This is a genomic window from Streptomyces sp. NPDC059454 (genome assembly GCF_042749965.1).
Taxonomy (GTDB): Bacteria; Actinomycetota; Actinomycetes; order Streptomycetales; family Streptomycetaceae; genus Streptomyces.
The window spans coordinates 188,154-206,685 of record NZ_JBHYVC010000002.1; the positions used below are offsets into that span (position 1 = coordinate 188,154).

At 70.6% G+C, this 18,532-nt stretch carries 20 protein-coding genes; 10 read left to right on the plus strand and 10 right to left on the minus strand.

Going from position 1 to position 18,532, the window contains the following annotated elements; all coding sequences use genetic code 11:
* Nucleotides 1-86: 86 nt before the first annotated feature.
* Nucleotides 87-1,295: a nucleotide sugar dehydrogenase gene (locus ACFXAE_RS02190; protein WP_384706736.1), complete on the plus strand. Its 1,209-nt coding sequence runs from the start codon at nucleotides 87-89 to the stop codon at nucleotides 1,293-1,295.
* Between the two features lie 558 nt (nucleotides 1,296-1,853).
* Here ACFXAE_RS02190 and ACFXAE_RS02195 read toward each other — a convergent pair.
* The 4 genes from ACFXAE_RS02195 to ACFXAE_RS02210 form a co-directional block, all read right to left on the minus strand.
* Nucleotides 1,854-2,978 carry a GuaB3 family IMP dehydrogenase-related protein gene (locus ACFXAE_RS02195; protein ID WP_384706738.1) on the minus strand — a complete coding sequence of 375 codons (1,125 nt, stop codon included), beginning with the start codon at nucleotides 2,976-2,978 and terminating at the stop codon, nucleotides 1,854-1,856.
* A 105-nt stretch (nucleotides 2,979-3,083) separates the two neighbouring features.
* Nucleotides 3,084-4,589, minus strand: coding sequence for an IMP dehydrogenase (gene guaB / locus ACFXAE_RS02200; RefSeq protein ID WP_384706740.1), 1,506 nt, complete (start codon nucleotides 4,587-4,589; stop codon nucleotides 3,084-3,086).
* Nucleotides 4,590-4,749: 160 nt separating this feature from the next.
* Nucleotides 4,750-5,337, minus strand: coding sequence for a sigma-70 family RNA polymerase sigma factor (locus tag ACFXAE_RS02205; RefSeq protein ID WP_006130726.1), 588 nt, complete (start codon nucleotides 5,335-5,337; stop codon nucleotides 4,750-4,752).
* Between the two features lie 907 nt (nucleotides 5,338-6,244).
* Nucleotides 6,245-6,856 carry a response regulator transcription factor gene (locus ACFXAE_RS02210; RefSeq protein WP_003948568.1) on the minus strand — a complete coding sequence of 204 codons (612 nt, stop codon included), beginning with the start codon at nucleotides 6,854-6,856 and terminating at the stop codon, nucleotides 6,245-6,247.
* 380 nt (nucleotides 6,857-7,236) lie between these two features.
* On the opposite strand from ACFXAE_RS02210, the gene ACFXAE_RS02215 reads away from it, so the two are divergent.
* Entirely contained in the window at nucleotides 7,237-7,566 is a 330-nt protein-coding gene (locus ACFXAE_RS02215) for a WhiB family transcriptional regulator (RefSeq protein WP_384706742.1), read from the plus strand.
* Between the two features lie 104 nt (nucleotides 7,567-7,670).
* Here the strand turns inward: ACFXAE_RS02215 and ACFXAE_RS02220 are convergent, their stop codons facing one another.
* The gene (locus ACFXAE_RS02220; protein WP_384706744.1) at nucleotides 7,671-8,567 is read right to left on the minus strand and encodes a LysR family transcriptional regulator; all 897 of its coding nucleotides are present in this window, start codon (nucleotides 8,565-8,567) and stop codon (nucleotides 7,671-7,673) included.
* An 80-nt stretch (nucleotides 8,568-8,647) separates the two neighbouring features.
* On the opposite strand from ACFXAE_RS02220, the gene ACFXAE_RS02225 reads away from it, so the two are divergent.
* From ACFXAE_RS02225 to ACFXAE_RS02235, 3 genes are all read left to right on the plus strand, one after another.
* Nucleotides 8,648-9,328 carry an MOSC domain-containing protein gene (locus tag ACFXAE_RS02225; protein ID WP_384706746.1) on the plus strand — a complete coding sequence of 227 codons (681 nt, stop codon included), beginning with the start codon at nucleotides 8,648-8,650 and terminating at the stop codon, nucleotides 9,326-9,328.
* A 61-nt stretch (nucleotides 9,329-9,389) separates the two neighbouring features.
* Nucleotides 9,390-10,163, plus strand: coding sequence for an SDR family NAD(P)-dependent oxidoreductase (locus ACFXAE_RS02230; RefSeq protein WP_384706748.1), 774 nt, complete (start codon nucleotides 9,390-9,392; stop codon nucleotides 10,161-10,163).
* A 172-nt stretch (nucleotides 10,164-10,335) separates the two neighbouring features.
* Complete coding sequence (locus ACFXAE_RS02235) at nucleotides 10,336-11,043, plus strand: ester cyclase (protein ID WP_384706750.1); 708 nt, start codon at nucleotides 10,336-10,338, stop codon at nucleotides 11,041-11,043.
* Nucleotides 11,044-11,253: 210 nt separating this feature from the next.
* On the opposite strand, the gene ACFXAE_RS02240 is transcribed toward ACFXAE_RS02235, so the two are convergent.
* Entirely contained in the window at nucleotides 11,254-11,475 is a 222-nt protein-coding gene (locus ACFXAE_RS02240) for a hypothetical protein (protein ID WP_384706752.1), read from the minus strand.
* A 153-nt stretch (nucleotides 11,476-11,628) separates the two neighbouring features.
* Here ACFXAE_RS02240 and ACFXAE_RS02245 point away from each other — a divergent pair, with 153 nt between their 5' ends.
* From ACFXAE_RS02245 to ACFXAE_RS02260, 4 genes are all read left to right on the plus strand, one after another.
* Nucleotides 11,629-11,979 (plus strand): helix-turn-helix transcriptional regulator, encoded by a 351-nt coding sequence (locus ACFXAE_RS02245; protein WP_384706754.1) that lies wholly within the window; start codon nucleotides 11,629-11,631, stop codon nucleotides 11,977-11,979.
* Between the two features lie 15 nt (nucleotides 11,980-11,994).
* Entirely contained in the window at nucleotides 11,995-12,429 is a 435-nt protein-coding gene (locus tag ACFXAE_RS02250; protein ID WP_384706756.1) for a hypothetical protein, read from the plus strand.
* A gap of 257 nt (nucleotides 12,430-12,686) precedes the next feature.
* Nucleotides 12,687-13,547 (plus strand): helix-turn-helix domain-containing protein, encoded by an 861-nt coding sequence (locus tag ACFXAE_RS02255; protein WP_384706758.1) that lies wholly within the window; start codon nucleotides 12,687-12,689, stop codon nucleotides 13,545-13,547.
* A 208-nt stretch (nucleotides 13,548-13,755) separates the two neighbouring features.
* Nucleotides 13,756-14,025, plus strand: coding sequence for a hypothetical protein (locus ACFXAE_RS02260; protein WP_384706760.1), 270 nt, complete (start codon nucleotides 13,756-13,758; stop codon nucleotides 14,023-14,025).
* Nucleotides 14,026-14,292: 267 nt separating this feature from the next.
* On the opposite strand, the gene ACFXAE_RS02265 is transcribed toward ACFXAE_RS02260, so the two are convergent.
* From ACFXAE_RS02265 to ACFXAE_RS02280, 4 genes are all read right to left on the minus strand, one after another.
* Nucleotides 14,293-14,562 carry a DUF397 domain-containing protein gene (locus ACFXAE_RS02265; RefSeq protein WP_384706762.1) on the minus strand — a complete coding sequence of 90 codons (270 nt, stop codon included), beginning with the start codon at nucleotides 14,560-14,562 and terminating at the stop codon, nucleotides 14,293-14,295.
* A gap of 143 nt (nucleotides 14,563-14,705) precedes the next feature.
* Nucleotides 14,706-14,867, minus strand: a complete 162-nt coding sequence (locus ACFXAE_RS02270; RefSeq protein WP_384706764.1) for a hypothetical protein — start codon at nucleotides 14,865-14,867, stop codon at nucleotides 14,706-14,708.
* 33 nt (nucleotides 14,868-14,900) lie between these two features.
* Entirely contained in the window at nucleotides 14,901-15,977 is a 1,077-nt protein-coding gene (locus ACFXAE_RS02275; RefSeq protein ID WP_384706766.1) for a hypothetical protein, read from the minus strand.
* 64 nt (nucleotides 15,978-16,041) lie between these two features.
* The gene (locus ACFXAE_RS02280) at nucleotides 16,042-17,109 is read right to left on the minus strand and encodes a hypothetical protein (RefSeq protein ID WP_384706768.1); all 1,068 of its coding nucleotides are present in this window, start codon (nucleotides 17,107-17,109) and stop codon (nucleotides 16,042-16,044) included.
* A gap of 561 nt (nucleotides 17,110-17,670) precedes the next feature.
* Between ACFXAE_RS02280 and ACFXAE_RS02285 the strand changes: the two genes are divergently transcribed.
* Complete coding sequence (locus ACFXAE_RS02285) at nucleotides 17,671-18,396, plus strand: dienelactone hydrolase family protein (RefSeq protein ID WP_384706770.1); 726 nt, start codon at nucleotides 17,671-17,673, stop codon at nucleotides 18,394-18,396.
* Nucleotides 18,397-18,532 lie beyond the last annotated feature (136 nt).

The window sequence follows — 18,532 nt, forward strand, 5'->3', positions numbered from 1 at the left end:
CCTAGTCTGACATTGCGCTCGCCTGCCCGGTTCACAGGGCTTGCGCACCTGTCGCACTCCGGTTATTGGGAAGGACGGCCCACGCCATGCCCGCAGATCTCGCCGTCATCGGACTCGGCCCGTACGGCCTGCCCCTGGCCCAGGCCGCCGTCGCCGCCGGCATCCCCGCCATCGGCTACCGGACCGGTCCCGAGGAGGGCTCCCTCAGCGCCGCCGAACAGCGCCGCATGCTCGCGCAGGGTTTCCGAACGACCACCAACGCCGCCGAACTCGGCCGGGTGCGCACCGCGGTCATCTGCGCGCCGACACCGCGCGGCGCGGACGGCGGGCTGGACCTGGGCCAGGTGGAGACGGCCGCCCGCACCCTCGCCGCGCGGCTGCGCCCCCACACCACGGTGATCCTCGAGTCCCCCGTGCCCCCGGGGACGACGGAGGGGCCCCTGCTGCGCCTGCTCGAGTCGGTGTCGGGTCTGCGCGCGGGACACGACTTCCACCTCGCCTACTCCCCCAGCCGGGTCGACCCCGGCAACCGCGACCACACCCCCGCCAACACCCCGAAGGTCATCGGCGGCCTCACCCCCGCCTGCACCGAGTCGGCCGCCGCCTTCTACGGACGCATCACCGACAAGGTCGTACGCGCACGCGGCCTGCGCGAGGCGGAGACCGTGCAGCTCCTGGAGACCAACTTCCGGCACGTCAACATCGCCCTCGTCAACGAGATGGCCACCCTCTGTCACGACCTGGGCATCGACCTGTGGGACGTCCTGCGCTGCGCGGAGACCAAACCCTTCGGCTTCCAGGCGTTCCGCCCCGGCCCCGGCGTGGGCGGCCACGCCGCCCCCCAGGACCTGACCGCCCACGCGGGCCGCACCCTGCGCATGGCGGAACTCGCCCAGGAGGTCAACGGCCGCATGCCGCGCTACGTCGTGCAGCGCGCCGCCGCCCTCCTCAACGAGCACGGCAAGTCCGCGCGCGGCGCGCGCGTGCTGCTCCTCGGCGTCACCTACAAGCCCGACCTCGCCGACCGGCAGGGCTCCCCGGCCCAGGAGATCGCGGTCCGGCTGATGGAACTGGGCGCCTCCATCAGCTACCACGACCCGCACGTACCGTCCTGGAACGTCCTCGACCGGCCCGTCCCCCGCGCGGACTCCCTCTACGAGGCCGCCGCCGACGCCGACCTGACGATCCTGCTCCAGCAGCACCGCACGTACGACCTCCAGGGCCTGTCGGTGAAGGCCCAGCTGATGCTGGACACGCGGGGGGCCACTCCTACGGGGGCGGCGCACCGGTTGTGAGAGGGGGCGCGCGGAGAGCCGCCGTGCCACGGGGGTTGGTGGTGGGCGGGATGCCGCACGGGTACGGTAGAAAACAGGTGGAGCCCACCGCAGAGGGCACTGCGGCAGGCTCCTGAATGGTGAACCGAGTGTCCACCCCTAATTCTCGTAGGGGTGGCCGCTCACCATCCGTGAATCCACAAGATGCACCTCCTCCGGAACTTCACCATCCGCAGACGGATCCGGTCCCAGGCGGTGGGCTTGCGGTGACGGCCCATGGCGCGCCCCCTTCCACGATGCCGCCATCAGCCCGGTAGGCGGTCCGTCCGGAATTCGGGCCGGGCCCCGAGGGCCGGGGTCCGGGGTCCGGAAACGATCTCCTTGGAAGGGGACGCCCCAGAGAACTGGGTCGCCGGGCACAGACAGTACCGACCGGATTCGCCCCGCCGACAAGGATTCGTCCCGAAGACAACCGCGCACCCCTGAGCGCCACGCGCGCCCCACTCGGACATGCGAAAGGGGCTGGTCACCTCACCAGGTGACCAGCCCCTCAGTGCCGTATCAAAGCCCGCGCCGGCCCTACCGCCGGTGCTGCGAGTCCGCCACCGTCACCTCGACGCGCTGGAACTCCTTCAGCTCGCTGTAGCCGGTCGTGGCCATGGCGCGGCGCAGGGCGCCGAAGAGGTTCATCGAGCCGTCGGGGGTGTGGGAGGGGCCGGTGAGGATCTCCTCCAGCGTGCCCACCGTGCCGAGGTCGACCTTCTGGCCGCGCGGCAGCTCCTCGTTGACGGCCTCCATGCCCCAGTGGTTGCCCCGGCCCGGACCGTCGGTCGCGCGGGCCAGCGGGGAGCCCATCATCACGGAGTCCGCGCCGCAGGCGATCGCCTTGGCCAGGTCGCCGGACCAGCCGACACCGCCGTCCGCGATCACGTGCACGTACCGTCCGCCGGACTCGTCCATGTAGTCGCGGCGGGCGGCGGCCACGTCGGCGACCGCGGTGGCCATGGGCACCTGGATGCCCAGCACGTTGCGCGTGGTGTGCGCGGCGCCGCCACCGAAGCCGACCAGCACACCGGCCGCACCGGTGCGCATGAGGTGCAGGGCGGCCGTGTAGGTGGCGCAGCCGCCGACGATCACCGGGACGTCGAGCTCGTAGATGAACTGCTTCAGGTTCAGCGGCTCGTGCGCGCCGGACACGTGCTCCGCCGAGACCGTCGTACCACGGATGACGAAGATGTCCACGCCCGCGTCGACGACGGCCTTGGAGAACTGGACGGTGCGCTGCGGGGAGAGCGCGGCGGCGGTGACCACGCCCGAGTCGCGCACCTCCTTGATGCGCTGCCCGATCAGCTCCTCCTTGATGGGAGCGGCGTAGATCTCCTGGAGGCGGCGGGTGGCCGCCTCTGCGGGCAGGCCGACGATCTCGTCCAGCAGCGGCTGCGGGTCCTCGTGGCGCGTCCACAGGCCCTCGAGGTTCAGCACGCCGAGGCCGCCGAGCTCTCCGATGCGGATCGCGGTGGCCGGGGAGACGACCGAGTCCATGGGAGCGGCCAGGAACGGCAGCTCGAAGCGGTAGGCGTCGATCTGCCAGGCGATCGAGACCTCCTTCGGGTCCCGCGTACGGCGGCTGGGGACGACGGCGATGTCGTCGAAGGCGTACGCCCGGCGGCCGCGCTTGCCGCGCCCGATCTCGATCTCAGTCACGTCTGTGGCCTTTCCCTGATGCGTTGCAGCGCCTTCCAGTATCCCCGACGGACACGCCGAGGGCGGTCCCGGAGGTGTCCGGGACCGCCCAGGAAGGCCCTCTGACTACTTGCGGCTGTAGTTCGGCGCCTCGACCGTCATCTGGATGTCGTGCGGGTGGCTCTCCTTGAGGCCCGCGGAGGTGATCCGCACGAACCGGCCGTTGTCCTGCAGCTCGGGCACGGTGCGGCCGCCGACGTAGAACATCGACTGGCGCAGGCCGCCGACCAGCTGGTGGACGACGGAGGAGAGCGGACCGCGGTAGGGCACCTGGCCCTCGATGCCCTCGGGGACCAGCTGCTCGTCGGAGGCGACGCCCTCCTGGAAGTAACGGTCCTTGGAGAACGACTTGCGGTCGCCGCGGGTCTGCATGGCACCGAGCGAGCCCATGCCGCGGTACGACTTGAACTGCTTACCGTTGATGAACAGCAGCTCGCCCGGGGACTCCTCGCAGCCCGCGAGCAGCGATCCCAGCATCACCGTGTCGGCGCCCGCGACGAGGGCCTTGGCGATGTCGCCGGAGTACTGCAGACCGCCGTCGCCGATGACCGGGATGCCGGCCTCCTTGGCGGCGAGCGACGCCTCGTAGATGGCCGTGACCTGCGGGACGCCGATGCCGGCGACGACGCGGGTGGTGCAGATGGAGCCGGGGCCGACACCGACCTTGATGCCGTCCACGCCGGCGTCGATGAGGGCCTGGGCGCCGTCGCGGGTGGCGATGTTGCCGCCGATGACGTCGACGCCGGAGGAGTTCGACTTGATCTTGGCGACCATGTCGCCGACCAGGCGGGAGTGGCCGTGCGCGGTGTCGACGACGATGAAGTCGACGCCCGCCTCGATCAGCGCCTGGGCGCGCTCGAAGGCGTCGCCGGCGACGCCCACCGCGGCGCCGACCAGCAGCCGGCCCTCGGCGTCCTTGGCGGCGTTGGGGTACTTCTCGGCCTTGACGAAGTCCTTGACCGTGATCAGGCCCTTGAGGACGCCGTGGTCGTCGACCAGCGGAAGCTTCTCGATCTTGTGGCGGCGCAGCAGCTCCATGGCCTCCGCGCCGGAGATGCCGACCTTGCCGGTGACCAGCGGCATCGGCGTCATGACCTCGCGCACCTGCCGGGAGCGGTCGGTCTCGAAGGCCATGTCGCGGTTGGTGACGATACCGAGCAGCTTCTTGTTGCCGTCGGTGACCGGGACGCCGCTGATGCGGAACTTGGCGCACAGCGCGTCGGCCTCGCCGAGGGTGGCGTCCGGGTGGATGGTGATCGGGTCGGCCACCATGCCCGACTCCGAGCGCTTGACCAGGTCGACCTGGTTGGCCTGGTCCTCGATGGACAGGTTGCGGTGCAGGACGCCGACGCCGCCCTGGCGGGCCATCGCGATCGCCATGCGCGACTCGGTGACCTTGTCCATGGCGGCGGACAGCAGCGGGATGTTGACCCGCACGTTCTTGGAGACGTACGAGGCGGTGTCGATCGCGTCGGGCGCCATGTCCGACGCGCCCGGCAGCAGCAGCACGTCGTCGTAGGTCAGCCCGAGTGTCGCGAATTTACCGGGCACTCCGTCGACGTTGGCAGTCATGACACCTTCCCCAAATGGCCTTGCTCGGTGCGGATGTCCATGCTAACGGGAAGCGGGGGTGTCACATTCCACGGTTTCGCAGGACTCCCGGCTTCGTACGTTCGCACGGGAACGGCTGATCGTCCGTTCACGCGCCAAAGGGGCTGCGCGGCGGCGGCGGTTACTGCTCCGCCAGGGCACGCAGCCGGCTCAGCGCGCGGTGCTGGGCCACCCGGACGGCGCCGGGTGACATTCCCAACATCTGTCCGGTCTCCTCCGCAGTGAGCCCCACGGCGATGCGCAGCAGGATCAGCTCGCGCTGGTTCTCGGGCAGACTGGCCAGCAGCTTCTTGGCCCATTCGGCGTCGCTGCTGAGCAGGGCGCGCTCCTCCGGGCCGAGGGAGTCGTCGGGGCGCTCGGGCATCTCGTCGGAGGGCACGGCGGTCGAGCCGGGGTGGCGCATCGCCGCGCGCTGGAGGTCGGCGACCTTGTGGGAGGCGATGGCGAAGATGAACGCCTCGAAGGGCCGGCCGGTGTCCTTGTAGCGGGGCAGCGCGAGCAGCACCGCGACGCAGACCTCCTGGGCGAGGTCCTCGACGAAGTGCCGGGCATCGCCGGGCAGCCGCGACAGACGGGTGCGGCAGTAGCGCAGCGCCAGGGGGTGGACATGGGCGAGCAGATCGTGCGTGGCCTGCTCGTCCCCGTCGACCGCGCGATGGACGAGCGCACCGATCGCCCCTTGGGCAGTGCCCGCCTCGTCGTCGCGCATCGGTCCATGGTGCCCTGCGGACGTCCGGTCCGCGGCACCGTGTCCCTGGTTGTGCACCGAAGCGTTATGAGCAGGTGCGCCGGAACTCATCCCTTGCGCCCTCCTCTTCCGCTCGACCGACTCGTCCCCGAGGAACTCCACACCTCAAGGATGCGGCATCCGCGGCGAAACGAGCAGCGTGCGTCCGACGGCTGCCGCCGATGCGCTGGTGGACGGGGTTTTCCGTACCTTGGGCGTGGCGGACGACCAAGGCTTCCGTGCCCCGGACGCGGCGGACGACGGGATTGCCCGCACCCCGGGCACGGCGGATCCGCCGACTGCGCCGGCCAGGCGTGCTCCGGGGTCGGCTTGTCGGCGTGCTCCGGGGCCCACTCGCCGGCTCCGGAGCCTGCCCTGCGGCTCGGTCCGGGTCTCCGGGTCCGTGGGGCCGGTGGTACGTCGTACGGAGCCACGGGTTTCACGCCCACCGGCGGCACGCCCACCGGAGCCACGGACTTTCCGGGCGCCGACAGCACACCATGCGAGGCCACGAACCTCGGGCCCACCGGGGGCACACCCCGCGGAGCCACAACCCGCGCACCCGTCGGAAGCACACCTCGCGGAGCAGCGAGCTCCACGCCCGCTTGAACCACGCCCCACCGGGTCGCGGAACCCCGTGGTCGGTGAGCCCCGCACCCTCGGTCGGCGAGCTCCGCTCGGGCCCGGCGCAGGGGCCAGCCGTCCTCGACCACGCAGCGTGCCAGGCGCAGCCGTCCGGTCTCGGCCAGGGTGCATTACGGTGGGGCACGAGGGTCTTTCGGTCAGGTGTAGACGTCGCAATCCACACCGAACCGGAAGGCCCTCACCTGTTCAAGATCCCTCAGCCGAGACCTGGCTCACCCGTCCACAACCTTCCGGGACAGAACACCTAGCGCACCAGGCCCCACCGGAAGCCGAGCGCCACCGCGTGGGCCCGGTCCGACGCGCCGAGCTTCTTGAAGAGCCGCCGCGCGTGCGTCTTGACGGTGTCCTCGGAGAGGAACAGCTCGCGGCCGATCTCGGCGTTGGAGCGGCCGTGGCTCATGCCTTCGAGGACCTGGATCTCCCGCGCGGTGAGCGTGGGCGCCGCACCCATCTCGGCGGAGCGCAGTCGGCGCGGGGCGAGCCGCCAGGTCGGGTCGGCGAGCGCCTGCGTGACCGTCGCCCGCAGCTCCGCGCGGGAGGCGTCCTTGTGCAGATAGCCCCGCGCACCGGCGGCCACCGCGAGCGCCACCCCGTCGAGGTCCTCGGCGACCGTGAGCATGATGATGCGCGCTCCGGGGTCGGCGGACAGCAGCCGCCGGACCGTCTCGACGCCGCCCAGACCGGGCATGCGTACGTCCATCAGAATCAGGTCCGAACGGTCGGCTCCCCAGCGGCGGAGGACTTCCTCGCCGTTGGCAGCCGTCGTCACGCGCTCGACGCCGGGCACGGTCGCAACCGCGCGGCGGAGCGCCTCTCGGGCAAGCGGGGAGTCGTCGCAGACGAGGACGGAAGTCATGGCCGCCCTCCGCAGCTGATGCGCGTCACCTTGAGCCTCCAGGCTGGTACGAAATCGTCACCTGTGCGGTCGACCGTCTCGGACGTCCGTCCGAGCGCTTGTTCCTTCAACCGCCTCGCACTCTCAACGACGGTCACTCGAAAGAGTTACGGGGCCGTCTGCCACCTTCGGCACTCTACGTGAGGAGACGGACACAGCGGAGGTATGCGCGACGGACCCCCGAACTTTCACCACAACCCGTGCCCCATTCAGCCCATTTTCTTCCCCTTTGATGGTGTCCGGTACTAGATTCGCAATGAGTCATATTTTCATCTCCTTGGATCGTAGTTGTACGGTCGTGGACACCGGATCCGCCCAGAACGGCTACAAGGGGTCACGCAATGGCAGATTTCTCCCGCCTTCCCGGACCGAACGCGGACCTGTGGGACTGGCAGCTCCTGGCCGCCTGCCGCGGAGTGGACAGCTCGCTCTTCTTCCACCCGGAGGGCGAGCGCGGTGCGGCTCGAAGCGCTCGCGAGAACTCGGCCAAAGAGGTCTGCATGAGGTGCCCGGTGCGCGCCGAGTGCGCCGCCCACGCGCTGGCGGTACGCGAGCCGTACGGCGTGTGGGGCGGACTGACCGAGGACGAGCGCGAAGAGCTGATGGGGCGGGCACGCAACCGGCTGGTGTCGGCGTCGACCGTCGGCGGGCACGCCGCTCCGAACAACTGAGGGAACGTTTCTCCAGAAGCACGGGGCACGCATGCGTGCCCTTGTTTTTGTCCCTGGAGGTGATCAACCGCTTCTCGCGCGGCGCCCTTGCGCCCGGAGCCCCTTTACCGGGCAGCCGCTCCGGCCAGCTTCTCCAGCGTCGCGGTGACCGCCGGCACCTGGGCGAGGTCCGGAAGGGTGAGCGCGACGATCTCCCGGCGCACGGCGGGCTCCAGCGCCACGGTGCGCACGCCCCGGGGCCGTACCGACTCGATGGCCAGCTGGGGCAGCACCGCCACCCCGAGCCCGGCGCCGACCAGTCCGGCGACGGCCGGATAGTCGTCGGTCGCGAAGTCGATGCGCGGGGTGAAGCCGGCCGTCTCGCACACCTCGACCAACTGGCTCCGGCAGCGCGGGCAGCCGGCGATCCACGGCTCGTCGGCGAGTTCGCCTATGGCGACCGACCCCGCGCGGGCGAGCCGGTGCCGTTCGGGCACGAGCCCCACCAGCCGGTCCGACAGCAGCGGCCGTACGACGAGGTCGTCCCACTCCTCGGCGCCCGCCGCCCCCTCGTACCGGAAGGCGAGGGCCACGTCGCAGTCGCCCTCGCGCAGCATCTCCACGGAGCGGGGCGGTTCGGCCTCCTCCAGGGAGACCCTGGTGCCGGGGTGGGCGGCACGCAGGGCGGCGAGGGCCGTGGGGACGAGCGTGGAGCTGCCGCTGGGGAAGGAGACGAGCCGGACCCGGCCCGCGCGGAGCCCGGCGATGGCGGCGACCTCCTCCTCGGCGGCGGTCAGTCCGGCGATGATCCCGGCCGCGTGCCGCACCAGCGCCTCTCCGGCCTGCGTCAGGCGCATCTCGCGGCCGCTGCGTATGAGCAGGGGTGTGCCGACGGACGCCTCCAGGGCCTTCATCTGCTGACTGACGGCGGGCTGGGTGCAGCCCAGCTCGCGGGCCGCCGCGGAGAAGGAACCGGTGGTGGCCACGGCGCGCAGCACGCGGAGATGACGGGCTTCGATCACACCTCAAGGATAAGCCGACCTTTGACACGGCGTCGGATAATGCGTCGACGCTTTGATGCCCATCGCTTACCGTGCGACTCATGAAGCTTCTGTCTGTGAACCTGGGGCGCCCCAGGGCCGTGCCGTACACGGACCACCGCGAAGGCGTGACCGGTATCGACAAGCAGCCCGTGGACGGGCCGGTGCGGGTGGCCGCGCCGGGGCCGAAGGGAATCGGCGCGAGCGGTCTGGCCGGGGACGCCGTGTGCGAGACGCGGCATCACGGCGGGGACGACCAGGCGGTGTACGCCGTGGCCCGCGAGGACCTCGACGCATGGGAGCGCACGCTGGGGCGCCCGCTGACGAACGGGATGTTCGGCGAGAACCTCACCACCGAGGGCATCGACGTGTCCGGCGCCCTGATCGGTGAGCGCTGGGCCGTCGGTCCTGAGGTGGTGCTGGAGGTCACCTCCGGGCGCATCCCCTGCCGCACCTTCCAGGGCCATCTGGGTGAGAAGGGCTGGGTGAAGCGGTTCACGGAGCGGGGCGCGCCGGGTGCGTACTTCCGGGTGATCAGGCCCGGCGAGATACGCGCGGGTGACGCCGTACGGATCGTGCACCGGCCGGAGCACGACGTGACGGTCGCACTGCAGTTCCGCGCGGTGACGACCGAACGGGCGCTGCTGCCCCGGCTGCTGGCGGCCGGCGGGGCGCTGCATCCGGAGGCGCTGGCGACGGCGCGGACGTACGTGGAGAAGTACGGGACGGAGTCGACGGCCTGACCGTATGTCCATGGGATGACACGAAGCGGACGGCTCCACTCCGGGTAACTACTCTTGCGCCATGACAACGGCTCTGATTACGGGATCGACGGCTGGGATCGGTGCCGCGTTCGCGCGGCGGCTGGCGGCCGACGGACATGATCTGGTGCTGGTCGCCCGCGACACCGGCCGGCTGCGCGAACAGGCGACCGAGCTGCACGACCGCCACGGCATCGAGGCGGAGGTGCTGACCGCCGACCTGGCTCAGGACAAGGGCATCGAGGCGGTGGCCGACCGCCTCGGCGACCGCAAGAACCCCGTCGACCTGCTGGTCAACAACGCCGGCTTCGGCCACAGGGGCCGCTACCTCGATGTCCCCATGGCCGACGAGCTGAGGATGCTCAAGGTGCACTGCGAGGCGGTGCTCCGGCTGACGTCGGCGGCGGTGGAGACGATGCGCGAGCGCGGGCGCGGGGGTGTCGTGAACGTCGCCTCGACCGCCGCGTTCGTGCCGCGCGGGACGTACGGGGCGTCCAAGGCGTGGGTCGTGCAGTTCACCCAGGGCGCGGCGCAGGATCTGGCGGGTCACGGCGTACGCCTGATGGCGCTGTGCCCCGGCTTCGTGCGTACCGAGTTCCACGAACGGGCCGGGATGGGCACGGACAACATCCCGAACTGGATGTGGCTGGACGCGGACAAGGTCGCCGCGGCAGCGCTCGCGGACCTGGCCCGGGGCAAGTCGCTGTCGATCCCCGATCCGCGCTACAAGGCGCTGATGGGGGCGGCGAAGCTGGTCCCGCGCGGGCTGCTGGGCGGGATCTCGTCGCGGACGGGACGGAAGTACGGACCCCGGTAGCGGCCGCCCGGCGGGCACGCGGGCACGCGGGCACACGGTCACGACGGGCACACGGTCACGACGGGCACACGGTCACGACGGGCACGCGGGCACGACGGGACGGATCCCGCTCCCCGGGAGAAAATAGGTGCTGACAGACCAACCGGACCCAGGGGGACCGGAGGCGGGCGTCATGACCTTGGTACAGCTCATCGACTGCCGGACCAGTCGGTTCGAGGAGATGGACCGGCTCATGGTCCAGTGGGCCGAGCAGACCGGGGGGAAGCGGACGGCGACGCACGCCGTGGTCGGCAAGGACCGCGCGGACACGTCGCACGTCGTCGGGATCGTGGAGTTCCCGTCGTACGAGGAGGCGATGCGGAACTCCAGGCTGCCGGAGACCGACCGGATCTTCCGGGAGATGGTGGCCCTGTGTGACGGCATGCCGACGTTCACGGACCTGGACGTGGTGCGCGACGCGCGGCTGAACACGGACTCCGCGCGGCGCTTCTTCGAGGTGGTCGCCACCGGGGACGACCTGTCCCCGATGACGGGCCTGGTCGAGGAGCACTACCACGACCACGATCCGGCCAACGAGCAGGACGTCATCGGCCTCGACCACTTCCGGCGCGAGATGGACGTGTGGCGCGGCGGCTTCGACTTCTCGATCCGGATCGAGGACCAGCTCGCGCAGGGGGACCGGGTGTGCACCCGGTGGAGCTGGGAGGGCACCCACAAGGGCGACTTCCTCGGCATCCCGGCCACGGGGAAGAAGATCGCCATGACGGGGACGACCATCTTCCGCTTCGGCGGCAACGGGAAGATCGTCGAGGGCTGGTGGCAGTACGACCGGCTGGGGCTGATGGTGCGGCTGGGGGCGCTGGAGCCGACGGACCTCTGAGCCGCTCAGCGCTTGGGAGCCCGGTCGGCCGGCCCGGGCGGCGATGGTGCGTGCACCAGGGACTCGGTGTGCGGTGTGTCCGCCTCCAGGTCATGGCCTTTCGCCACCACCGCCGGGACGCCGCCCCGCCGAGGGGCGTTCCATGCCAGAGGCCCTCACCGGCGGTGAGGGCCTCGTGGTGCGGCGTGGGAGGGCGGCGATGCCGTCGCGCTAGGACAGCGGCGGCTGCCACTCGACGTAGCCCCAGCCGCTCACGGCGGCGATCAGCCACAGCAGCAGCACCAGGGAGATCCGGAGCTCCAGGTAGCGGCCCGCCTTGACGTTCAGCCCCGATCGGTCGAGCCGGAAGTCCCAGGCGGGCGTCTCCCGCACAGGGCCGTCGCAGGTCGCGCACCCGTCGGTGCCGTCTGCGTCCCGCTTCTTCGTGGCCATGTCCCACACCGTCCTCTCATCGTGTCCCACCCGGACCCTATAACTCTACCTAGGTCATACACAAGCTAGGTAGAGTTGCAGGAGGACATGAGGCGCTCGACCATTTCGCCGGAGGCAACATAAGTCATGGACAAGGTAGGTAGAGTTAGAGATATGAGTGGATTCCGAATGACCAAGCAGACCGAGCTGGTCCTCAGGGAGCTGCTCCGGAACCCGACGCGGGCCCAGTACGGGCTGGCAATCGGTCAGGCGGTGGAACTGCAGAGCGGGACCATCCAGCCCATCCTGGCCAGGCTCGAACGAGCGGGGATACTGGAGAGCTTCTGGGAGGACCCCGACGAGCACGTCGCAAGCACTCCACCCCGGCCCCGACGCCGTTACTACCGGTTCACCACGGACGGCGCGGAGCAGGCGCGCGTGGCCCTGGCCCTGGCCCTGGCCCGCACCAGCAGAAGCAGGCCGGTGAAGCCCGGCACGGCCGCCCCCACTCCCGCCACGGACTGATCGGACTGCACATCGATGGTCACCGCTCTCGCCACCGCCGTCCTGTTCGTCTCGGCGGCCCTGCTCCTGGCCCTCGCCCTGCTGATAGCAGTGCGCGGCAGGAAGTCGACAGCACAAGCGATCAAACTGCTGCCCGAACCGCTTGACGCGTTCCTGGGCCGGGTGGGCAGGCGACTCGTGTCCCTGTGGCGGACGAGCCCCGAAGGAAGGCAGCACGAGGGGCGGACCGCGGCCGTCCCCAGGGACACCCGGGTGGGCGTCAGGCTGCGCTTCATCGGCGCTCTCCTCCCCGCCAGCGAGAAATGGCGGCTCGAGGAGACGATGAATCACCGCAACGAGCTACGGAAGCAAGGCGGACGCCTGCCCCGGTTCTACTACCTGATCAGTTTCGCGGGAGCGTGCATGATGCGCTGGGAAGCATGGGCGGACCCCAAGCGACAGGTCGACTGAGACCGGACGGCAGCGCGAGGAGAGAGCGGCCCACCGGGCCCCCACGGTCGTGGGGGCCCTTCGCGTTGCCGCACGGACTCGGAACAGCACGGACCCGGAACAGCACGGACCCGGAACAGCACGGATTCGGAGCATCATGTCCATGTCATTCAGCTATTGGCTGATGGACATGGGCATAATGGCAAAAGCAGATCGGCATAGGCGTTCCGTGCATAGCGGAGAAGGTACCGGGTACGCGCACGACGGAAGGAGCGGCGATGACACCCCTTGTTGATCCCAGCCTCAACAGGCGAAAGCTGCGTATCGCGCTGCGCAGGGCCCGGGAGGACGCCGGCCTCACCCAGCGCGAGGCCGCGGAGCACGTGGAGTGGTCCCTGTCCAAATTGGTCCGGGTGGAGAACGGCGCGGTGAGCATCTCCGTGACCGACCTGCGCGCCCTGGCCCAGGTCTACGGCATCACCGACCCCGCGCTGGTCGAGGAACTGGAGACCGCGGCCCGCGGAAGCAAGGGGCCCAGCTGGTGGTCCAGCTTCCATGATGTCGTCAATCCGCAGTTCGCCCAGTACCTGGGCTACGAGACCGCAGCCGTCAGCCTGACCACGTACCACCCGATCGTGGTGCCGGGCCATCTGCAGACCCGCGGCTACGCGGAGGCGCTGCTGCGCCCTCGCGCCCTCGCCCCCGAACGGCTCGAGCGCGTGGTGAGCCTCAGGATGAAGCGCCAGGAGCGGATGTTCGGGGGCGACGGCCCCCGGGAGACGCTGTTCTTCCTCGACGAGGCCGCCGTCCGGCGCCGGGTCGGCGGCGACGCGGTGATGGCCGAGCAGCTCCAGCAGCTGCTGGACTTCGCGGACCGGCCCGACGTCACCCTGCGCGTCCTGCCCTTCGAGGCGGGCGCCCACTACAGCACCCTCGGCAGCTTCGTCCTGCTCGGCTTCACCGACGACGAGGACCTGCTGTACCTGGAGTACGCCACCGGCAGCATGACCGGGGGTGAGAACCCCGAGCTGCTGGAGCGCTACCAGGAGTGCCTGGAGCAGATCTCGCACCTGGCCCTCGATGCGTCGGAGTCACTCGGTCTGATCGGCCGCGTCAAGCAGGACCTGGACAGAGCCTAGCCGGGCCCGGCTCCGCGGAACCGACATGAGCAGGGGGAGGATCGAGGTGACGAGAGCAGCATGGCGGCGCCTGCGGGAGCTGCTCGTTTCCGGAAGAGGGCAAGACCGTACGGGCTCGGCCGACGAGTCCGCGGAAGAAGCCGAAGGGACACCCGGCCTGACGGGGGAACCCGGCCCCGCGCACCCCGCCCCCGTTCCGTCGGGGTCCGTGGAGCGGATCGTCGGTTGCTTCGCCGCGCTCGCCGTGCTCTTCGTATCGAGCGCGACGATCGTCGCGCTCACCATGGTCAACGGCTCTTGGGACGCCTCGCGGAAGACCGTCGCCTGGCTCGTGGTCAGCCTGGCGATCGCCATACTCGCCGCTGCGCTCGCCTGGCGGGTCGGGAAGGCCTGGCAGCGCCGGAGAAAGGGCCCTATCGGGGCGAACCCGCCCGCGGAACGTACGGAAGACGATCAGAACTCGGTGGGGAAGCCGTGACGGAGTAACGTCCGCACCACAGGCCCGCACTCACCGAGACGGCGAGCAGCACGGCCACCCACAGCACTCGCTTCGCCGGCAGGCTCTCCACCATGAGGGACGCGGCGGCCGCGGTACTCGTGGCGACCGCCCCGACGGCGAGCAGGAAGAGCGCGGGGGGCGCGACGCCGACGGAGCGGGATCGGCCTTCGCCCCCGAGCCTCCGCGTTGCAGACTTCCCGATGTCCATAACAGCCCCACACTTTCTGCCGTCCGCCCGAAAGGATGTCATGCGTCCCTTGGTTCTCCGCGTGCGACAGCACTGAGGAAGCCCGTCCAGGCGAGGGCGGTGAAGCGCAGCACGGTCGCGGCAGGTCGCTTCGAGTCACGCGTAAGGACATGCCTCGCGAGCACGGCCACTTCCACACACTCCGACTCGTTGCCGCAGGCACTGCTTCTACGCCATAAGGGTCGCCCCTCATGAACCACCGCGGTCTCCCCCCGATCCCCCAAGCTGCCCGAAATGGTGCCCGTCAAGCGTAGTGGCCGACTGGCCACAACCGCAGGCAAGTACCGAAATCCCTGGCTTCACCTTCGCCATTGGTACCCGGCCGGCCACGAAGAGCTACCTGGAATTCAGGTTAGGGCCGGCTCACCTCGGGTGCCATACGAGAACCGGCCCATTCGGAGTACGCCGGTGCTCACGCGAGGCCGATGAGCGCCGACCGTGTCTCCGGACCCACGATGCCGTCGCCGACGGCCGGCGCGGCGGCCGACGGTGGTGGGGTGCCTGCGCGTCCCCGGGCGTTCCGGTGGGCCGAGGCGGCCAGGGTGACGACGGCGACCACGATGACGCCCCTCACCGGTGGACGTGCGTCTTGTGGCCGCCGGGCCGGTCACCTCGCCCCGGGCGTCACCGCCTGCGCCCAGCGGTGGAGCGTCTCGCTCTTGTCGTCGTACGTGAGCCAGGTCCCGTCGCCGAGCGGGCGTACGTAGCTGTCGACGGGACCCGTCGGGTACGCGACCACCCCGCGTATCCGCAGGGTGGTCGCGTCGAGCAGCCAGTGGCGGGCCTCCTCCGGGTCCTCGTCGGAGTCGACCGTCGAGGCGATGACGGTGTCGGCGTCGACGAAGCCGCAGCCGTAGTCCCAACAGGAATCGTCCTCGCCGCCGGCCGGCTCGGGCTCCCGCTCGGCGGTCACCGCACCGTCCAGGGCATGCAGTCGCAGGTCCGCCCCGTAGTGCTCGACCGTGAGGAAGCCGGGGCATCCCGGGTGGACGTCCATGAGGATGCGGTCCAGGCCCTCGTTCAGATCCCAGCCGGACAGCTTCTCGCCGTCCCAGCGCGCCCAGTGCAGCAGGATGCCGTCCTGGCCCATGCCGATGCTCAGCCCCATGTGGACACCGTCCGGGTGGGAGAGGTGGTTCGAACCGGCCGCCGCGCTCTCCAGCGGCAGCCACGCCAACTCCCTTCCGTTGCGCGCGTCCAGGACCACCCAGCGCTCCTCCCAGCCGCCCGGCTCCGGTTCTGCCACGACGTGCGCCCACACGAGCCGGCCGTCGTCCGAGATCCGGCAGGAGCCATGTTCCAGGCCCCGGCACACCTCCTGCTCGTCCCCCGTGTGCGGGTGACCGAGCTCGGGGCCCCAGCAGTTGTGCCGGTACTCCCACAGCGTCTTTCCGTCCCTGCCCATGGCCCGTACCGCGCGCTGCCCCGAGAACACCGCGAACGTGCCGTCCGGGCTCACCGAGTGAACGCCGTGGTCCCACCTGGGCCAGGGAAGAGGGAAGGCGGCCGTCGGCGCGCGCTCCCCCGCGAACAACTCCCGGAGGTCGTAGACCTCCAGTTCGTGCCCGTTGCGGAGGAGGGCGCGGCACGAACCGTCCCCACGGTTCTCCAGTGCGAAGCCGTTGACCAGTGCGCCTCCACCCGGCAGTCTCACCGAGTCGCGCAGTTGTGCGGTGATCGACATGGCCTGACGGTAACGGGCCCCACTGACACCGCGGATCGCCCTTCGCGCCGCCGGCGGCGCCCGCCTAGCGCTTGTAGGTGTTGCCGCCCGTGTCCTTGACGGACCTGCAGGTGCGGCCGGTGTCGGAATCCGACCGAACGGCCGGCGCCTTCGTGTTGTAGTAGTTCACGGTGTAGGTGTTGCCCGAGAACGTGTTGCCGCCCTTTCCGCAGGTGTCGGCCCTCGGGAACGCCCAGTAGGTGAACATCCCGTAGTTGCCGTTCCCCCGGGTCTTCCCCTTGTGGTCGCGGCCCTTCTTGAAGACGTTCTTCTGGACCTTGTTGCCGCTGCTGCCGTCGCTGGCGCGGACCGCGTCGCCGGAGATGACCTGGAAGGTGTTCCCCTTCACCAGGTTCCCGTTGCTCCCAGGGGTCTTCTGCGTCTGGTTGAAGGCGAGGTAGACGCCGTGGGTGTTCCCCCGGGCCGTCTTGTTCTCGAGGTTGACGAACGAGTTGTTGGTGATCTTGGCCTTCGAGACGTAGTTCAGGTGCACGCCCGCGTAGCCCTTGCCGCCCTTGACCCAGGCATTGCCGATCTGCTTGAAGGTGATCCGGTTGACCACGAGCCCCTTGACCGGGCCGTCCTTCTTGGTCCCTGTGGCCTTGATCCCGCCGTCGCCGTAGCGCTTCACGGTGTACGGCCCCTGGAAGTTCAGCTTGGGTGACTTCGGGCCCACTTTCGTCCAGTAACCGGCCTTGGCCGCCCGCCCGTCGAACGTGACGGGGCCCGTCCCCGGCTGGGCCTTGACCGTGACCGTACCGCCGGCGAGGCCCGGCCCCCACTCCACCCCGGCATCGGTGTAGGTGCCGCCGCGGAGCATGATCGTCGCGTTCCTGGTGTTCCTGGCCTCGAGCACGGCCTGGGCGTCACGCAGGGACCCGACCGGACTCTGCGCGGTGAGGCCGGCCTTCCCCGCCGCCCGCAGGAGCGACTTCCCCGAGAGTCCGGCGAACGACGTTCCGCCGGAGCCCACGTAGACGGTGACGTCCTCGCCCCCGGCGGCCGGAGCGGCCAGCGCTCCCGGCCCGCTCGGAACCACGATCACCATGGCCGCCGCCAGACACGGCAGACCGATGCGCAGGTGCTTGTGCATGGATGTTCCCCTCCTCTTCGATGGTCATGTGCGGCACGGGCGGGAAGTCCGTTCCCACCGCTCGTGCGACAGGAACACTGCTCGGATCCGCACCGCCACGGCAAGCACTTCACGCTGTCCGGGGCTGTCCCGGACAGCCCCGGACAGCCGTGACGGGTCACGGTCGTGTTCCGTCAGCCATGACCGCGCGACATCGACGACCGCCGGGTCCGGTCGTTTCCGGGGACGACAGCCTGCCGTCCGCTGCGGTCCTCCCCGAGGCCGCCGTGTCAGGATGACGTCACCACGCCGTCGGGGCGACCCGATCCGCGGCGCTTCTTCCCGGTCGTCCTCCCCGAGCGGCTTCCCGCACGCTGCCGCGGTCTCCGGCGGGCACGACGTGGTGACCTCCGGCCTCGACGGTGGCCCCGCCCCCGCGATCACGTCGGCGCAGGGTCCGTCCCGGCGGGGATCGTGACGGGCATGTGAGCCACCGCCGCGTTCCGGAGGCACACCCACGCTGCTCTGCCGACGGCAGAACACCGGCCCGGCCGGGCCCGACGAGCGCTACGGTCCGGTTCCATGGAGACGATCACCACACGCACGGTCGAGTACCCGGCCGACGGCCTGACGATGACCGGTCACCTCGCCCTCCCGGCCGGTACCGGCCGACGGCCCGCGGTGCTGCTCGGGCCGGAGGGCCCGGGACTCGGCGACGTCGAGCGCCGCCGGGCCGACGCGCTCGCCGGGCTGGGATACGTGGCGCTGGCCTTCGACCTCCACGGCGGGCGCTATCTGAGCGACCCCGAGGAGATGCTGGCCCGCTGCATGCCACTGCTCGCCGACCCCGACCGGATGCGGGACATCGGCCACGCGGCGCTCGACGTGTTACGCGCCGAACCGCGCACCGACCCCGACCGGATCGCCGCCGTGGGTTACGGCACCGGGGGCGCCGTCGGGCTGGAACTCGGGCGCGACGGCGTCGACCTGCGCGCGATCGGCACAGTCAACGGGCTGATCACGGGCCGGCCGGGCGAGGCGGCGCGCATTCGCTGCCCGGTGTGGGCCGGCGTCGGGTCGGAGGACCCGATCATGCCGCCCGCACAACGGGAGGCGTTCACCGCCGAGATGCAGGCCGCGGGCGTCGACTGGCGCCTCGTCGTCTACGGCGGCGCCCTGCACGCCTTCCACCACCCTCCGGTCGACCAGCGTGTGCTTCCCGGCGTCGGCCACCACCCGCGGCACGCTCAGCGAGCCTGGCGCGACGTCGTCGGCCTGCTCGCCGAGTGCCTGCCCGTGACGGAGTGACGAAGGAGCCGCGGGCCGGTGACGCGCTCGTGGTGGTCGCGGCGGGCGACCAGCTGGAGCCGGCTCGGGCCGACGGCCACGGCGACAGCCAGGCAAACGAGTAGTGCCGCCCAAGGTACCCGCCGCACCGGCCTAC

Bases quoted from the DNA above. Each gene is read 5' to 3' on its own strand.
- guaB (WP_384706740.1), bottom strand. From the start codon at position 4,589: ATGACTGCCAACGTCGACGGAGTGCCCGGTAAATTCGCGACACTCGGG.
- ACFXAE_RS02240 (WP_384706752.1), bottom strand. From the start codon at position 11,475: ATGGCCACGAAGAAGCGGGACGCAGACGGCACCGACGGGTGCGCGACC.
- ACFXAE_RS02245 (WP_384706754.1), top strand. From the start codon at position 11,629: ATGAGTGGATTCCGAATGACCAAGCAGACCGAGCTGGTCCTCAGGGAG.
- ACFXAE_RS02210 (WP_003948568.1), bottom strand. From the start codon at position 6,856: ATGACTTCCGTCCTCGTCTGCGACGACTCCCCGCTTGCCCGAGAGGCG.
- ACFXAE_RS02215 (WP_384706742.1), top strand. From the start codon at position 7,237: ATGGCAGATTTCTCCCGCCTTCCCGGACCGAACGCGGACCTGTGGGAC.
- ACFXAE_RS02250 (WP_384706756.1), top strand. From the start codon at position 11,995: ATGGTCACCGCTCTCGCCACCGCCGTCCTGTTCGTCTCGGCGGCCCTG.
- ACFXAE_RS02235 (WP_384706750.1), top strand. From the start codon at position 10,336: ATGACCTTGGTACAGCTCATCGACTGCCGGACCAGTCGGTTCGAGGAG.
- ACFXAE_RS02205 (WP_006130726.1), bottom strand. From the start codon at position 5,337: ATGCGCGACGACGAGGCGGGCACTGCCCAAGGGGCGATCGGTGCGCTC.
- ACFXAE_RS02255 (WP_384706758.1), top strand. From the start codon at position 12,687: ATGACACCCCTTGTTGATCCCAGCCTCAACAGGCGAAAGCTGCGTATC.
- ACFXAE_RS02285 (WP_384706770.1), top strand. From the start codon at position 17,671: ATGGAGACGATCACCACACGCACGGTCGAGTACCCGGCCGACGGCCTG.
- ACFXAE_RS02280 (WP_384706768.1), bottom strand. From the start codon at position 17,109: ATGCACAAGCACCTGCGCATCGGTCTGCCGTGTCTGGCGGCGGCCATG.
- ACFXAE_RS02225 (WP_384706746.1), top strand. From the start codon at position 8,648: ATGAAGCTTCTGTCTGTGAACCTGGGGCGCCCCAGGGCCGTGCCGTAC.
- ACFXAE_RS02190 (WP_384706736.1), top strand. From the start codon at position 87: ATGCCCGCAGATCTCGCCGTCATCGGACTCGGCCCGTACGGCCTGCCC.
- ACFXAE_RS02275 (WP_384706766.1), bottom strand. From the start codon at position 15,977: ATGTCGATCACCGCACAACTGCGCGACTCGGTGAGACTGCCGGGTGGA.
- ACFXAE_RS02230 (WP_384706748.1), top strand. From the start codon at position 9,390: ATGACAACGGCTCTGATTACGGGATCGACGGCTGGGATCGGTGCCGCG.